Origin of the sequence: Shimia sp. MIT910701 (assembly GCF_047126315.1) — a bacterium.
Lineage (GTDB): Bacteria > Pseudomonadota > Alphaproteobacteria > Rhodobacterales > Rhodobacteraceae > Shimia.
The window spans coordinates 3,820,696-3,834,657 of record NZ_CP138953.1 but is presented as its reverse complement, the minus strand read 5'-3'; the positions used below and the strand labels follow the sequence as shown (position 1 = coordinate 3,834,657).

Genomic DNA, 13,962 nt, shown 5'->3' with positions numbered 1-13,962 from the left:
TTCCTTCTTTCATTTCTGTAATCGCCGCAAAGGGCGGTAAGTCTGGTGCGTGTGTCTTGCGGAGTAGAGCCTATGATGTGCTCGCAATGGGGCATTTACGCCTTATGTGAGCTGTTTGATCTGGGGAAACGGCGGCGCGGAAAAAGTTAGGTTCCGGGCCGCGATAGTTTTCAATCGTGCGCGTCACCACAATAGCATTTCCGTCCTTGCAACTTACGGCTTGCTCGGGGCGAAAGTCACGATCCGCGCGGTGCGGTGTGCCGTCATATCTTGCTCGCATTTCACATTTTCGATTTTTTTCGACCGAAAATCGAACATCAAATCCGGGCAGAAAAAAATCGCCATTACCATCGGACTTGTAGCCGATCGACTTTAGCGTGCTTTCGCTGTCCTTATATGACGGATATTGTCCGCAAACTTTGATGAAGGGGGTCACCAAACTTGAAAGGCGAGCCTTTTTAAGTTTGGTTTCCGCTTCCACCGATTGCCCAAAAATCGATAGCGCGGCCGCAACGATCACACTGATCGAGCGTGTAGCCGACAGAGATGTTGTTTTGACCGCGCTCATACTTTAGCCCTTAACCGCTTTCACGATCTTCTCGGCGCCGTCGGACAGGTTGTCGGCTGCGATTACATCAAGACCAGAGGTGTTGATGATCTCTTTGCCGGCTTCCACGTTGGTGCCTTCGAGGCGCACAACCAGTGGAACCTGCAGGCCAACTTCTTTAACCGCGGCCACAACGCCCTCTGCGATCACGTCGCAGCGCATGATGCCGCCGAAGATGTTCACGAGGATGCCTTTGACGTTTGGATCAGAGGTGATGATCTTGAACGCTTCGGTCACTTTCTCTTTGGTGGCGCCGCCGCCCACGTCGAGGAAGTTGGCAGGCTCTGCACCGTAGAGTTTGATGATGTCCATGGTAGCCATCGCGAGCCCCGCGCCGTTCACCATGCAGCCGATTTCACCGTCCAGAGCTATGTAGTTCAGGTCGTATTTGGACGCCTCAAGCTCTTTTGGGTCTTCTTCGGTCTCATCGCGCAGTTCGGCGATGTCCGCGTGGCGGTAGATGGCGTTGCCGTCAAAGCCCACTTTGGCGTCGAGCACTTTCAGTGCGCCGCCTGGCATGACGATCAGCGGGTTGATCTCCAGCTGCTCCATGTCTTTTTCCATGAAGGCTTTGTAGAGAATGCCCATCAGCTTCACGCATTCTTTCACCTGTGCGCCTTTAAGGCCCAGGGAGAAGGCAACGCGGCGGCCGTGGTATGGCTGGTAGCCGGTGGCCGGATCGACGGAGAAGGACAGGATTTTCTCAGGAGTGGCTTCGGCCACTTCTTCGATGTCCATGCCGCCTTCGGTGGAGCACACGAAGGACACGCGGGAGGTCTGACGGTCGACCAGCAGAGCCAGATACAGCTCACGCTCGATATCGGAGCCGTCTTCGATGTAGATGCGGTTGACCTGTTTGCCCGCTGGGCCGGTCTGGTGGGTCACAAGGGTGCGACCCAGCATCTTTTTGGCTTCTTCGGCGGCTTCTTCGACCGATTTGGCGAGGCGGACACCGCCTTTTTCACCAGCGTCGGCTTCTTTGAAAGAACCTTTGCCGCGCCCACCTGCGTGGATCTGCGCCTTCACAACCCATAGTGGGCCGTCAAGTTCGCCGGCGGCGGTTTTTGCGTCTTCTGCTTTCAGAACGGCGCGGCCTTCGGACACCGGAGCGCCGTAGGAGCGAAGCAGGGCTTTCGCCTGATATTCGTGGATGTTCATGGAACTGTCCCATCTTGCTGCGATTGAAGCGGTTCTGGCACAGTCCGGTCGAGCCGATAAGCAAATTCGACAGGAATGGTGGATTTTTTCTTATTTGTGATCACAGTGAGAAAATGTGTGATCACAAATGAGCCTTCCTCGGCGGAAAGTCGCACAAGTTAAATAAATTGCCTGTGAAATAAGGGGATGCGCCGACGACTCGGATTGCAGTGCAGCGTTACCGCAAACGGATTGGCGATATGCGGCCAGCGATTTTATCGGCTCTGCGATTGTATTGACCCGTCTTAACGGGCCGAAACATCACTCTACAACGGGTGCGTTGAAATACTGGTTCAGGCCAGGCGTAGCAAAGGTGTTGTTGGGGCCTGGGGTGATCGGCGATTGGGCTTGCGGTCCCGCGCGCGCGCTGCGATCCGAGGTGGTTTGCGGGTTGCCGCAGGCGGCGAGGGCTGCAAGCGAGAGTAAGGTAACGGGCAGAGCTAGGCGATGAAACATTTGGGACCTCAAACAGATTGGTCAAAAGACTGGGGCGCCGGAGCGCCTACAAGCAGAAAGTGTAGGCAGTTTGGTGGCCAGCGCAACCAAAAGGATGAATTCGACAGCCGCGGGCGCATTGTTGTTTTACACGGCATGCTTTCTCCCCCATGCTGGGAGCATATTTGGCGCCGGTCTCGCATCGGCTTGGAGAAGACATTTGCGTTGGGATATTGTGACAACGGCGTTTGAGCCGACGGCGGTGACGTTGGGGTTCCTGGCGCATCATGTGGATTTGGGCGTGAACCGCATTTGGTTGCATCTGGACGCACCCAACAAAGAGCTGGAAGATATTGTCTCCGGACATGAGAAGATCAAGGTTGTGCGTTGTGACGGTGCGTATTGGAAGGACAGCGTCAAGGGTAAACGCCCCTGGGATTTTCGTGTGCGTCAATCGGTCAATGCAGATTCTGCGATGTCCCAAAGTGATGCTGATTGGATCGCACATATTGATGCGGACGAATACGTCACAAACGCAGCGGCGCTGTTTGCGTTTCTGGCACAACAGCCGGATCAAATCCTAAGTATTGTTGCATTTAACAGTGAACGGTTACACGTGCGTGGCCAACCTCAGCCACATGTCTTTTCGGGAGGCTTTCGGGTGCCATTTCCGCGGATCGTGCATCGAGCGCAGCCTCTCATATACGGCAGATACGCGCGCTACTTGCAAAAAGGGGTTGCGGGGTATTGGCACGGCAAAGCCTTCACGCGGGTGTCCTCCGGGCTGCCTTTGGCATTGCACCGCGCCGAATTGCCTGAGGATGTTGTTGAGGAAGACGTTCAGGGCCGTTTTCCAGGGCGTGCGATCTTGCATTTTGACGGAATGACCAAGGCGCATTGGCTTGATAAACTGCGCAAAAAAGTGCCGAATGGAAAAGTGCTTCAGCCACACAACCAAGCGCGGATCAATCAGGCGCAGGATGTGTGGGACCATCGCGACGACAGCGACTATCTGGATGACCTGTACCGTCACGTCAAAGAGATCAGCGGTTTTCAGGCGTTGGTGCTGCGTCTGTTGGGACGCATGACCTCGTCGGGCGTCGATGTGCCCGCCAAGATCAAGAAGGTGTTCCCGGAAGCACATGTAGATCTGTCCCCGGCGGCGGTTGACGCTGCGCTCATGGATATTCAAGACGGGCGGGTGCCCACCAGTTTCTAAAACAAAAAAGGCGCCGCAATGGGCGCCTTTTTCAAATCTGTCGTGCTTTGGCTTAGGCCAGGGAGCCGTCGATGCCTTTGCAGGCGTCCACGAGGCCTTTTACAGCGTTCACGGAGGTGTCGAACATTTCCTGCTCTTCTTTGTTGAGCTTGATGTTCACAACCTTCTCAACACCACCGGCGCCGATCACGGTTGGCACGCCAACATACATGTCTTTCACACCGAGGTCGCCGTCACAGTAGGCGGCACATGGCAGAACGCGCTTTTGGTCTTTCAGGTACGCTTCGGCCATTTCGATGGCGGAGGCCGCTGGTGCGTAGAAGGCGGAGCCGGTTTTCAGCAGGCCAACGATTTCGGCGCCGCCGTCACGGGTGCGCTGAACCATGGCGTCCAGTTTTTCCTGCGTGGTCCAGCCCATCTCGATCAGGTCTGGCAGAGGGATGCCGGCTACGGTGGAGTAGCGCACGGAAGGCACCATGGTGTCGCCGTGGCCGCCCAGAACAAAGGCGGTTACGTCGCGCATGGACACGTTGAACTCTTCGGCCAGGAAGTGGCGGAAGCGTGCGGAGTCCAGAACGCCCGCCATGCCGCAGACTTTGTGGGTTGGCAGGCCGGAGAATTTCTGCAGCGCCCAAACCATTGCGTCCAGCGGGTTGGTGATGCAGATCACAAATGCGTCTGGCGCGTTGTCGCGGATGCCTTCGCCGACGGACTTCATCACTTTCAGGTTGATGCCCAGCAGGTCATCACGGCTCATGCCTGGCTTGCGTGCCACACCTGCGGTCACGATGCAGACGTCTGCGCCGGCGATCGCGGAGTAGTCGGAGGAGCCGGACATCGCGGCGTCGATTTTCTCGACCGGGCCGGATTCTGCGATGTCGAGCGCCTTGCCCTGTGGCAGGCCGTCAGCGATGTCAAAAAGTACAACGTCACCAAGTTCTTTGATTGCAGCGAGGTGGGCGAGCGTGCCGCCGATGTTACCTGCGCCGATGAGGGCGATCTTTGGTCGTGCCATGGATCTATCTCCGGTCCGGTTGATTATCGGGGGGTGGCTTAAGTCGAATTTCGCGTTGACGCAAGTGTTTGAAGCCGGAGGCAGCCCAGCTGCCGCACCTGTGATCACGGCACAGAGGGGCAAATTCTCGCGCAATTTGTATGGTTTGGCACGCTTGATTTGGCGCGACGGCTGTGAGTAGATGTGCGGGACAATTCACAGGCTTCTTTGAGGACCAAAAATATGAAAACGACTCTGAAAACCCTGATGGCGCTGACTTTGGTGGCCATGACCGTCTCTGCATGTGGCGGCGGCAACGCGACCACAAACGTGCAGGCTGTGAGCGTTGGCGACCAGTTGGCATCGCTGGAAAAAGCCTATGCGGACGGTCTGGTGACAGAGAAGGAATACAAGGATCAGCGTAAGAAGATTCTTGACGGCAAGTAAGCGCTCTTACGCTGCTTTGCAGCATGAGTTGCCTCGATTTGCAGCAGGCGCATCCTTGGGTGCGCCTGTTTTTGTATGACTGATTCTCTCACATTCTGGATATTGGCACCGGTTGCGGTGCTGTTTGCGGGTGTCTCCAAAGCCGGATTTGGCTCTGGCGCGGCCTTTGCCAGTGCGGCTGTCCTGGCGTTGATTCTGCCGCCGGTGCAGGCGTTGGGGTTGATGCTGCCGCTGTTGATGCTGGTCGATTTGGTGACGCTGAAGCCCTATTGGGGCAAGTGGCGCTGGCCGGAGGCAAGGGTGCTGATTCTGGGTGGATTGCCGGGAGTTGCGGGCGGCGTTGCGCTGTTTCGGGTCGCCAATGATGATGTGTTGCGCCTGTTGATTGGCGCTGTTTCGCTTGGTTTTGTGATCTGGCAACTCTGGCCGCGGGGGCAAGCGCGAAAAAAGATGCCAGTGCGGGCCGGATTGCTCGCGGGGGCTGTGGCCGGGTTCACCAGCTTTGTCAGCCATGCGGGTGGACCGCCGGCGGCGGTTTACTTACTGTCTCGGGGGATGGGCAAAACTGCCTATCAGGCCACCACCGTATTGGTGTTCTGGGCCATCAATATCGCTAAGTTTGTGCCCTATGCGTTTCTCGGGGTGTTTACCGCCGAGACCCTGCGCGCGGGTGCGCTTTTGGCACCATTCGCGCTGCTTGGGGCATGGGGTGGTGTGAAGCTGCATCACGCCGTTTCAGAGCGGGTCTTTTTCGCGTTGACCTATACGCTCTTGTCGATCACCGGCGTGAAGCTGATTTTTGACGCGCTTTTCTAAAGGCGTATGACATCAGGCGTCGTCACCTTTGGCTGGCAGAGCTTCGGCAAGCTTTTCATAGGCTTGGCCGGTTGCCATCAGACAGGTGGAGCCATTTGGCATGGTGACGGTGATGGTCCAGCTGCCGGAATCTTCCGAAGCAAAAATCTCCACCATGGCGCCCTGCGTGCCAAGACCAAGCGCCTGACGGGATTCCCCGTACTTCTGGGCCAGACGTTCCACAACAAGGTCGCGGGTGGCGCAGTGTTGCAGGTTCTGTGCCTGGGCGATTGAGGTGGCGCAGATCGAAAGGCCAAGACCGGCCGTCAGGGTCAAAAAAGTGCGTTTCATGTGGTTTCCTCTCATAAAGAAGGCATGTGCGCGCCTTTTGCACGCCATGGATTTCAAAGCTCTCGCCTCTTCTTATGATCGCGGTCCTTTTGAACCGTCTTTGCGTTCCTCCCACAGGAAGCGATGGGATGAGTGTGCGCAGGTCGGGGCTTAAAAATGGTTAACGTAACGATTTTATTGTTTCCAAAAGCGCGACATTTGGCGCATCTGCTTGAGAAGGCGCGAGACTTTTCTGCGATGCGGCAAAAATATTCTTGAAGTTTTCTGAGAAAAATGCACCTCTCTGCGCAACATAATTGCGGAGAGATTCATGGATCAGCGCGCGCGCCCCTATCGTTCGGTTCTTTACATTCCCGGGTCCAAGGACCGCGCTTTGGAAAAAGCACGCGGGTTGCCGGTGGATGCCATCATCTTTGATCTGGAAGATGCTGTGGCACCGGATGAGAAGGAAAACGCCCGTGCCACATTGGCCGATGCGCTGACTCAGGGCGGGTATGGCAGCCGGATGCGGATTGTGCGGATCAATGGTCTGGACACCCAATGGGGCGAAGCGGACGCCAAGGCTGCGGCGTCTATGGATTGCGATGCGGTGCTGTTGCCTAAGGTGGAAAGTGCGGCGCAAGTTGACGCGTTGGCCGCATTGATCGGCGACAAGCCGATTTGGGCGATGATGGAAACACCGCGCGGCATGTTGAGTGCGGCGGAGATTGCGGCGCACCCTCAGCTCACCGGCTTTGTGATGGGCACCAATGACCTTGCCAAAGAACTGCAAACCCGTTTCCGCCCGGATCGTTTGCCGATGATGGCAGGGCTTGGTCTGTGCCTTCTGGCCGCAAAGGCCGAAGGCATTGTGATCGTCGATGGCGTCTACAACGCGTTCAAAGATGCGGATGGGCTGAAGGTGGAATGTGATCAGGGCCGAGACATGGGCTTTGACGGCAAAACACTGATCCATCCGGCGCAGGTAGATGTGGCCAATGCGGCCTTTGCGCCAAGCGAGGCCGAGATCGATCTGGCGAAGCGACAGATTGCGGCGTTTGAGGAGTGTGAAGCCAGCGGGCAGGGCGTGGCCGTGGTGGATGGCAAGATTGTCGAAAACCTGCACGTTGTCACCGCGCGTGAAATTTTGGCGAAGGCAGATGCAATCGCCGCGCTGGAAGGCTAACTCTAATCCCATAGCAAGAGTGACGCACGAGGCAGTTCGTGCGTCTTAATCCAGCGAGGGAGCAAGATGACATTATTGGTTTTGGGAGTGCTATTGTGGGCCGGAGCCCATTTGTTCAGACGGGCTATGCCGGAGGTGCGCGCAAGTATGGGCGACAAGGGACGCGGGCCTGTGGCCCTCGCGTTGCTGGTCTCGGTGGTGCTGATGATCTTTGGCTTCCGCATGGCGCCGCATATCGACGTTTGGTACCCGGAGAGCTTCCTGCGTCACATCAACAATCTGTTGGTGCTGATCGCGATCTTCCTGATGAGCCCGGCGCCACGCAAAGGCAAGTTGTTCAACAACATGCGCCATCCGCAGCTGACGGGCTTTGGACTGTGGGCGTTTGCGCATCTGTTGGTGAATGGCGATGTGGCCTCGCTGATCCTGTTTGGCGGTCTGTTGCTTTGGGCCGTGCTGGAGATTGTGGTGATCAACCGCGCGGAACCGGACTGGACGCCCACAGAAACCGGCAGCATTGCCAAAGACGGCATGTTCTTTGTGGCCTCCCTTGTGCTAATGGCGGCAATCGGCTGGGTGCACACCTGGCTCGGTTACCCGGTATTTGGAGGCTAACAGCATGAAACTTTATCGTTTTCTATCTGAGGAAGACACATCGGCGTTTTGTCACAAGGTGACGGACGCGCTTAACAAGGGGTGGGAGCTGCATGGCTCTCCAACACAGACCTTCTGTCAGGCCACCGGCGTTATGCGCTGTGGTCAGGCGGTCGTGAAGGAAGTGGACGGCACCTACACCCCGGAGACCAAACTGGGAGAACACTGATGGCCAAGACCAATCCGGGCCGGTTTTTTGAAGACTACACGCTGGGTCAAGTGATCGAGCACGCGGTGCCACGCACCGTGGGGGCAGGGGAGCGGGCGCTGTACCATGCGCTCTATCCCGCGCGTCATGCGCTGTACTCGAGTGACGAGTTTGCGCGGGCCTCTGGCCTGCCGCAGTCGCCGCTTGATGATCTGGCGGCGTTTCACGTGGTCTTTGGCAAAACGGTCCCGGATGTGTCGCTCAATGCAGTGGCAAACCTCGGCTATGCCGAGGGGCGCTGGCTGAAACCGGTGTATGCCGGGGACACGTTGCGCAGCACATCCGAAGTGATTGGTTTGAAACAGAATTCCAACGGCAAAACCGGCGTGGTTTATGTGCGTACACGCGGCATGAACCAGCGTGACGAGGTTGTCATGGAATATGTGCGCTGGGTTATGGTGCGCAAACGCGATGTGGATGCCCCGGCGCCAGAGACGGTGGTGCCGGAGCTCTCCAAAGTGATTGATCCTGCCGATCTGGTGATCCCGGAGGGGCTGGATTTTTCCAACTATGATTTTGCGCAGGCGGGGGAAGCCCATCGCTGGAGCGATTATGAGGTTGGCGAGACCATTGATCACGTTGATGGTGTGACGCTGGAGGAAGCCGAGCACATGATGGCGACGCGGTTGTGGCAGAACACCGCCAAGGTGCATTTTGATGCGACTTTCCGTCCAGATGGGCAGCGCCTGATCTATGGCGGGCATATCATTTCCTTGGCGCGCGCGCTGAGCTTCAACGGTCTGGCCAACGCACAGATGATTGTTGGCCTGAACGGTGGCGCGCATGCTAACCCGGCGTTCTCTGGTCTGACGGTCAAAGCGTGGTCTGAGGTACTGGACAAAGCGGAGACCTCCGCACCGGGTGTAGGTGCGATCCGCTTGCGTCTGGTCGCGACAAAAGGCGGGGAGCCGTTTGCGCTCAAAGGCGAGGACGGGAAATACCAGCCGGATGTGCTGCTTGACCTTGACTATTGGGCGTTGATGCCGATGTGATCAGTCTCATGTTGAGGCCTCTTTGCACCGCCGCCGCACTTGCTCTGGCCTGTCCCGCACAGGCCGAGTTTTCCTTTGACACCACGAGCGATGACACCATCGCTTATGTTGAAAGTAACCTGCTTGGGATTTTTTATCATGAGCTGGGGCATGCGCTGATCGACATTTTGGGTTTGCCAATCTTTGGGCAAGAGGAAGATGCGGCGGATGTGTTGTCGATTTTTCTAATCGACGCGTTCTATGAAGAAGAGAGTGCGGTGCAGCTGGCCTATGATGCGGCCTTTGGCTTCCTTGGGGAGGCAGAGGCAAACTCAGAGATTGCTTTCTGGGACGTGCATGGCCCGGATTTGCAGCGCTATTACAACACCGTGTGCCTTTTTTATGGGGCCAATCCCGAAGAGCGCGAAGACGTTGCACAGGATCTTGGGCTGCCGGAAGAGCGCGCCGAATACTGTCCGGAAGAGTACGATCAGGCGGCGCAAAGTTGGGGCGGGGCGTTGGATGAGATTGTGCATGACAAGGGTGGCAAAACCCTGGCGTTGGGCGATTTTGAAGTGGACAGCGATGGCGGTTCGCTGACGGCGGACGTTGTGCGGGCAGAGGTCGCGGCGCTCAATCAAGAGTTCCGCCTGCCTGAGGATTTGCTGATTTCTGTGATCCCCTGTGGCGAGGCCAATGCCTATTACGATCCGCAGCGGGTCGAGATCGTGATGTGTACCGAGTTTGCTGATGCGCTGGTGGAGATGTCGCCGGAGATGTGAGCCACACAAGGACGTGAGAGGATTTTTACGCGACCTGCGCTAAGGTGGCGGTATGATCCTACGGCTTTGCTTTTTACTTTTGCTTTGTGCCCAGGCCCCTATGGCCCGTGCCTGCGATCTGGCGTTGTTGTTGGCGGTGGATGTGTCTGGCAGCGTGGATGCGTCGGAATATGACATTCAAATGGGCGGACTGGCGGCAGGATTGCGCGACGGCATTGTGGTGGAGGCCTTGATCAAGGCGGAAGCGGCGGTGGCGGTGATGCAATGGACCGGGGCGGACCGTCAGGTGATGTCGGTGCCCTGGATGCGGGTGCGCAATGGGGCAGAGGCGGCGGCCTTGGCGGCGGCGGTGGACGCCGCGCCTCGGGGATGGCGGCGATACTCCACAGCAATTGGAGATGCGCTGACGCGGGCGGCACAGGAGTTTGAGGTGGGGCCGACGTGTCGTCGTATGGTTCTGGATGTGTCCGGAGATGGGCCGTCCAATGAAGGCTCAGCGCCGGATGAGGGGCGTAAGCGGCTTGGGATTATGGGGGCGACGGTCAATGGGTTGGTCATCGAAACGGATGAAGAGGACCTCACTGGATACTATTGGGAAAATGTGATCACAGGGCCTGGGGCGTTTGTGGTAACGGCCAATGGCTTTGAAGAATACCCCAAACGAATTCGGCAAAAGCTGGTGCGGGAGGTGGCGCAGCAGTTGTCTGCCTTAGAATGAAGCTCAGTTTTGGTGTTGCAATTGTGAGCGCAAACATGGCCAAGCGGCCTGTTGTTCACAGATTCCACAAAACTGCCTTAGAATTTCCCGACAAAAAGAGTTAAGTTCATCTATGTGATCACATTTAAAAATGCGTGATCACAAAAGCAAAAAAAATCCATGGTATTGCGCCAAAAAACCACGGTATTTAGGGTATCGTAACCGTGACAAGATGCAAAAAAGCGGTAAAACGAACTCAGCTAACCGGAAAGGAGCCAATATGGCCGATGTCAATCGGGGCAACCGCCCGCTTTCGCCTCATTTGAGTATTTACCGTCCACAGATGACCTCCGGGTCGTCCATCATGGTTCGCATTAGTGGTCTCGGCGTGCTGGGTGTCGCTCTGTTTGTTGTGTGGTGGCTTTTGGCTGCTGCAAGCTCAGAGAGTGCCTTCGCGTTGATCGATGGCTTGGTGCGCAGCTGGCTTGGTGGGCTGGTGCTGACCGCGGCAACCTGGGGCCTGTGGTATCACACGCTGGGGCGCTTGCGTCACGTGGTTTGGGATCTGGGCTATTGCTTTGACGTGAAAACGTCCGAACGCATGGGCCTGGGCATGTTTGTCGGCGCAACTGTGCTGACCATCATCACCGTGCTTGTGGTGTAAGGAGAGACAGAATGCGATATCTGACTGACCGCAAACGTGCGATGGGCCTGGGTTCTGGTCGCTCTGGAACAGAGGGGCATTGGCAGATGCTGGTGCGCTCTGTGATCATGGGCGTTCTGGCACCGTTATTCATCTTCACCGTCGGGTTTGGCATTGGCGGGTCCTATGAAGAGGTGATCGCCTACTTCAGCCGTCCGTTCCCCGCGATTGTAACTGGCCTTGGTCTGGTTATTGGCCTGGTGCAGCTTATGGCCGAAGCACAGGAAGCGATTGAAGACTATGTGCATGGCACGGCTGGCAAACTGTTGCTGGTGGCAAATAAGGCGTTTTGCTTTGCGTTGATCGCAGCAAGCCTGTTTGCGCTTGTGAAGCTCGCCCTGTGACCCCTGCGTGAGGATCTAAGAAGATGACTGCAGCATATGAATATGAAACCCACGAATATGATGTCGTGGTGGTGGGCGCTGGCGGCGCCGGTCTGCGCGCGACGTTGGGTATGGCAGAACAAGGCCTGCGCACCGCGTGTGTGACCAAAGTTTTCCCGACCCGCTCGCATACGGTTGCGGCGCAGGGTGGTATCGCGGCGTCCCTGTCCAACATGGGGCCGGACAACTGGCAGTGGCACATGTATGACACTGTGAAGGGCTCTGACTGGCTGGGCGATACAGATGCGATGGAATACCTCGCACGTGAAGCGCCAAAGGCGGTTTACGAACTGGACCACTATGGTGTGCCGTTCTCCCGGACTGAGGAAGGCAAGATTTACCAGCGTCCGTTTGGTGGTCACACCACCGAGTTTGGTGAAGGGCCTGCGGTACAGCGGACCTGTGCGGCAGCGGACCGGACCGGCCACGCGATCCTGCACACGCTCTATGGTCAGTCGGTCAAGAACAACGCCGAATTCTACATTGAATACTTCGCGATTGACCTGCTGATGTCTGACGATGGGCAGTGTCAGGGGGTGGTGTGCTGGAAGCTGGATGACGGCACCATGCACGTGTTCCACGCCAAGATGGTTGTGCTGGCAACCGGTGGCTACGGTCGCGCCTACTTCTCCGCAACATCTGCGCATACATGTACAGGTGACGGTGGCGGCATGGTAATGCGTGCTGGCCTGCCGATGCAGGACCTTGAATTTGTGCAATTCCACCCGACCGGCATCTACGGCTCTGGCTGTCTGATCACCGAGGGCGCACGTGGTGAAGGTGGATACCTGACCAACTCGGAAGGCGAGCGCTTCATGGAACGCTATGCGCCGCAGTATAAGGACCTCGCGCCGCGTGACTACGTGTCTCGCTCTATGACCATGGAAATCCGAGAGGGCCGTGGTGTGGGCGACGAAGGCGATCACATTCACCTGAACCTGAGCCATTTGCCCGCTGATGCTCTGGCGGAGCGTCTGCCAGGCATCTCCGAAAGTGCGAAAATTTTTGCCGGCGTTGATGTGACCAAAGAGCCGATCCCGGTTCTGCCAACGGTGCACTACAACATGGGTGGCATCCCAACCAACTATTGGGGTGAGGTGCTGGATCCAACAACTGACGATCCAACAAAAATTGTACCAGGCCTTATGGCGGCGGGTGAAGCGGGCTGTGCATCGGTACACGGTGCCAACCGTTTGGGCTCGAACTCTCTGATTGACCTTGTGGTGTTCGGCCGTGCAGCCGCGATCCGCGCTGGGCAGGTTGTGGATCGGGATGCGCCGGTGCCAACACCGCCGCAGCATCAGATCGACAAGGCGTTTGAGCGCTTTGACAGCCTGCGGTACGCCAAGGGCGCAATCCCGACGGCCGATCTGCGTTTGGAAATGCAGAAAACCATGCAGCGCGACGCGGCTGTTTTCCGGACCGCCAAGACGATGAAAGAAGGCGTTGAGGCAATGACGGAAATCGCGGGCAAGATGGGCGATCTACACGTGACGGATACGTCGCTTGTGTGGAACTCAGACCTGATGGAAACGCTGGAGCTGACCAACCTGATGCCGTCGGCGATTTCAACTATCGTTTCGGCAGAAGCCCGCCATGAAAGCCGCGGCGCGCATGCGCATGAGGACTATCCCGATCGGGATGACGAGAACTGGCGGGTGCACACTGTGAGCCGTGTTGATGAAACCGGTACCAAAGTGGACCTGAGCTACCGCCCAGTGATCGTTGATCCTCTGACAAACGAAGATGAGGGCGGTATCAGCCTGAAGAAAATTGCACCAAAGGCACGGACGTTCTGATGAAAGCGCTGGGTTTTGGAATTTGCATGGCTGTGGCCGGTTTGGCGACACAGGTTTCGGCAGAGACCTCTGTTGTTGTTGATCAGGTGCAGTCGTGTATGTCCAAAACCCATGCGCCTGGCAGCTATCTGGTGGCGGTGCACAAAGAGGTGCCAACCGTTATGGCCGCCACAGGTGGTACCGAGGCAGGCGTTGTGAAAATCAACGATTGTCTGGCGGACACTTATGATGTGCAGTTCAGCGCGGCGCTGTCCACGAGCAATGAGGCGCGCAAAGAGTTGGTGGCGCAATGCCATCGCAAAGGCAACGCGCATTTGATCGTGGGCACGATTGTCACGGCTGCGACATTTGCCGCTGTGGGCACCGCCAACGAATTCTGGCTGCTGTTTGGTGCCGGTGTTGGTGGGGCGTCTATTGGCCGGGGGATCAAGTACAAGATGTCCTGTGACCAGCTGGCAGATCCGAATTTCCGGAGCGGCAAGCAGATTGATGTCGCGACCGGCTGTCCCAAACATGCGGACGTGATGCACGGTGGGAGCCGCTATTGCCGGTAAG

18 protein-coding genes are annotated in these 13,962 nt (G+C 57.1%); 13 read left to right on the top strand and 5 right to left on the bottom strand.

Going from position 1 to position 13,962, the window contains the following annotated elements; translation table 11 throughout:
- Window positions 1-70 precede the first annotated feature (70 nt).
- The 3 genes from SIB38_RS18650 to SIB38_RS18640 form a co-directional block, all read right to left on the bottom strand.
- Complete coding sequence (locus tag SIB38_RS18650; RefSeq protein ID WP_294116435.1) at window positions 71-568, bottom strand: hypothetical protein; 498 nt, start codon at window positions 566-568, stop codon at window positions 71-73.
- A gap of 3 nt (window positions 569-571) precedes the next feature.
- Window positions 572-1,765: an ADP-forming succinate--CoA ligase subunit beta gene (sucC, locus tag SIB38_RS18645; RefSeq protein WP_294116434.1), complete on the bottom strand. Its 1,194-nt coding sequence runs from the start codon at window positions 1,763-1,765 to the stop codon at window positions 572-574.
- A 300-nt stretch (window positions 1,766-2,065) separates the two neighbouring features.
- The gene (locus SIB38_RS18640) at window positions 2,066-2,260 is read right to left on the bottom strand and encodes a hypothetical protein (protein WP_412550796.1); all 195 of its coding nucleotides are present in this window, start codon (window positions 2,258-2,260) and stop codon (window positions 2,066-2,068) included.
- A 199-nt stretch (window positions 2,261-2,459) separates the two neighbouring features.
- On the opposite strand from SIB38_RS18640, the gene SIB38_RS18635 reads away from it, so the two are divergent.
- A complete protein-coding gene (locus SIB38_RS18635; protein WP_412550795.1) occupies window positions 2,460-3,458 on the top strand; it encodes a glycosyltransferase family 2 protein in 999 nt (332 codons plus the stop codon).
- Window positions 3,459-3,510: 52 nt separating this feature from the next.
- Here the strand turns inward: SIB38_RS18635 and mdh are convergent, their stop codons facing one another.
- Window positions 3,511-4,473, bottom strand: coding sequence for a malate dehydrogenase (gene mdh, locus SIB38_RS18630; RefSeq protein ID WP_294116429.1), 963 nt, complete (start codon window positions 4,471-4,473; stop codon window positions 3,511-3,513).
- A gap of 222 nt (window positions 4,474-4,695) precedes the next feature.
- On the opposite strand from mdh, the gene SIB38_RS18625 reads away from it, so the two are divergent.
- Together SIB38_RS18625 and SIB38_RS18620 are read left to right on the top strand one after the other, a co-directional pair.
- Window positions 4,696-4,899 carry a hypothetical protein gene (locus SIB38_RS18625; RefSeq protein WP_294116428.1) on the top strand — a complete coding sequence of 68 codons (204 nt, stop codon included), beginning with the start codon at window positions 4,696-4,698 and terminating at the stop codon, window positions 4,897-4,899.
- 75 nt (window positions 4,900-4,974) lie between these two features.
- On the top strand, window positions 4,975-5,715 hold the full coding sequence (locus tag SIB38_RS18620; RefSeq protein WP_294116426.1) for a sulfite exporter TauE/SafE family protein: 741 nt from the start codon (window positions 4,975-4,977) through the stop codon (window positions 5,713-5,715).
- Window positions 5,716-5,727: 12 nt separating this feature from the next.
- On the opposite strand, the gene SIB38_RS18615 is transcribed toward SIB38_RS18620, so the two are convergent.
- Entirely contained in the window at window positions 5,728-6,045 is a 318-nt protein-coding gene (locus tag SIB38_RS18615; protein ID WP_294116425.1) for a hypothetical protein, read from the bottom strand.
- A 310-nt stretch (window positions 6,046-6,355) separates the two neighbouring features.
- On the opposite strand from SIB38_RS18615, the gene SIB38_RS18610 reads away from it, so the two are divergent.
- The 10 genes from SIB38_RS18610 to SIB38_RS18565 all read left to right on the top strand — a co-directional run bounded on the left by SIB38_RS18610 (window position 6,356) and on the right by SIB38_RS18565 (window position 13,961).
- On the top strand, window positions 6,356-7,210 hold the full coding sequence (locus SIB38_RS18610; protein ID WP_294116423.1) for an HpcH/HpaI aldolase/citrate lyase family protein: 855 nt from the start codon (window positions 6,356-6,358) through the stop codon (window positions 7,208-7,210).
- A 66-nt stretch (window positions 7,211-7,276) separates the two neighbouring features.
- Complete coding sequence (locus tag SIB38_RS18605; protein ID WP_294116422.1) at window positions 7,277-7,825, top strand: NnrU family protein; 549 nt, start codon at window positions 7,277-7,279, stop codon at window positions 7,823-7,825.
- 4 nt (window positions 7,826-7,829) lie between these two features.
- On the top strand, window positions 7,830-8,033 hold the full coding sequence (locus SIB38_RS18600) for a DUF1737 domain-containing protein (RefSeq protein ID WP_294116420.1): 204 nt from the start codon (window positions 7,830-7,832) through the stop codon (window positions 8,031-8,033).
- Window positions 8,033-9,064 carry a MaoC family dehydratase gene (locus SIB38_RS18595; RefSeq protein WP_294116418.1) on the top strand — a complete coding sequence of 344 codons (1,032 nt, stop codon included), beginning with the start codon at window positions 8,033-8,035 and terminating at the stop codon, window positions 9,062-9,064. Before SIB38_RS18600 ends, SIB38_RS18595 begins: the two co-directional genes overlap by 1 nt.
- A gap of 8 nt (window positions 9,065-9,072) precedes the next feature.
- Complete coding sequence (locus tag SIB38_RS18590) at window positions 9,073-9,825, top strand: DUF4344 domain-containing metallopeptidase (protein WP_412550794.1); 753 nt, start codon at window positions 9,073-9,075, stop codon at window positions 9,823-9,825.
- Window positions 9,826-9,925: 100 nt separating this feature from the next.
- The gene (locus SIB38_RS18585) at window positions 9,926-10,543 is read left to right on the top strand and encodes a DUF1194 domain-containing protein (protein ID WP_294116415.1); all 618 of its coding nucleotides are present in this window, start codon (window positions 9,926-9,928) and stop codon (window positions 10,541-10,543) included.
- A gap of 259 nt (window positions 10,544-10,802) precedes the next feature.
- The gene (gene sdhC / locus SIB38_RS18580) at window positions 10,803-11,186 is read left to right on the top strand and encodes a succinate dehydrogenase, cytochrome b556 subunit (RefSeq protein WP_294116414.1); all 384 of its coding nucleotides are present in this window, start codon (window positions 10,803-10,805) and stop codon (window positions 11,184-11,186) included.
- 11 nt (window positions 11,187-11,197) lie between these two features.
- Entirely contained in the window at window positions 11,198-11,569 is a 372-nt protein-coding gene (locus SIB38_RS18575) for a succinate dehydrogenase, hydrophobic membrane anchor protein (protein ID WP_294116413.1), read from the top strand.
- 23 nt (window positions 11,570-11,592) lie between these two features.
- On the top strand, window positions 11,593-13,407 hold the full coding sequence (gene sdhA / locus SIB38_RS18570; protein WP_294116412.1) for a succinate dehydrogenase flavoprotein subunit: 1,815 nt from the start codon (window positions 11,593-11,595) through the stop codon (window positions 13,405-13,407).
- Window positions 13,407-13,961, top strand: coding sequence for a hypothetical protein (locus tag SIB38_RS18565; protein WP_412550793.1), 555 nt, complete (start codon window positions 13,407-13,409; stop codon window positions 13,959-13,961). The genes sdhA and SIB38_RS18565 overlap by 1 nt, the downstream gene beginning before the upstream one ends.
- Window position 13,962 lies beyond the last annotated feature (1 nt).

Bases quoted from the DNA above. Each gene is read 5' to 3' on its own strand.
- SIB38_RS18650 (WP_294116435.1), bottom strand. From the start codon at position 568: ATGAGCGCGGTCAAAACAACATCTCTGTCGGCTACACGCTCGATCAGT.
- sucC (WP_294116434.1), bottom strand. From the start codon at position 1,765: ATGAACATCCACGAATATCAGGCGAAAGCCCTGCTTCGCTCCTACGGC.
- SIB38_RS18640 (WP_412550796.1), bottom strand. From the start codon at position 2,260: ATGTTTCATCGCCTAGCTCTGCCCGTTACCTTACTCTCGCTTGCAGCC.
- mdh (WP_294116429.1), bottom strand. From the start codon at position 4,473: ATGGCACGACCAAAGATCGCCCTCATCGGCGCAGGTAACATCGGCGGC.
- SIB38_RS18625 (WP_294116428.1), top strand. From the start codon at position 4,696: ATGAAAACGACTCTGAAAACCCTGATGGCGCTGACTTTGGTGGCCATG.
- SIB38_RS18620 (WP_294116426.1), top strand. From the start codon at position 4,975: ATGACTGATTCTCTCACATTCTGGATATTGGCACCGGTTGCGGTGCTG.
- SIB38_RS18615 (WP_294116425.1), bottom strand. From the start codon at position 6,045: ATGAAACGCACTTTTTTGACCCTGACGGCCGGTCTTGGCCTTTCGATC.
- SIB38_RS18610 (WP_294116423.1), top strand. From the start codon at position 6,356: ATGGATCAGCGCGCGCGCCCCTATCGTTCGGTTCTTTACATTCCCGGG.
- SIB38_RS18605 (WP_294116422.1), top strand. From the start codon at position 7,277: ATGACATTATTGGTTTTGGGAGTGCTATTGTGGGCCGGAGCCCATTTG.
- SIB38_RS18600 (WP_294116420.1), top strand. From the start codon at position 7,830: ATGAAACTTTATCGTTTTCTATCTGAGGAAGACACATCGGCGTTTTGT.
- SIB38_RS18595 (WP_294116418.1), top strand. From the start codon at position 8,033: ATGGCCAAGACCAATCCGGGCCGGTTTTTTGAAGACTACACGCTGGGT.
- SIB38_RS18590 (WP_412550794.1), top strand. From the start codon at position 9,073: ATGTTGAGGCCTCTTTGCACCGCCGCCGCACTTGCTCTGGCCTGTCCC.
- SIB38_RS18585 (WP_294116415.1), top strand. From the start codon at position 9,926: ATGGCCCGTGCCTGCGATCTGGCGTTGTTGTTGGCGGTGGATGTGTCT.
- sdhC (WP_294116414.1), top strand. From the start codon at position 10,803: ATGGCCGATGTCAATCGGGGCAACCGCCCGCTTTCGCCTCATTTGAGT.
- SIB38_RS18575 (WP_294116413.1), top strand. From the start codon at position 11,198: ATGCGATATCTGACTGACCGCAAACGTGCGATGGGCCTGGGTTCTGGT.
- sdhA (WP_294116412.1), top strand. From the start codon at position 11,593: ATGACTGCAGCATATGAATATGAAACCCACGAATATGATGTCGTGGTG.
- SIB38_RS18565 (WP_412550793.1), top strand. From the start codon at position 13,407: ATGAAAGCGCTGGGTTTTGGAATTTGCATGGCTGTGGCCGGTTTGGCG.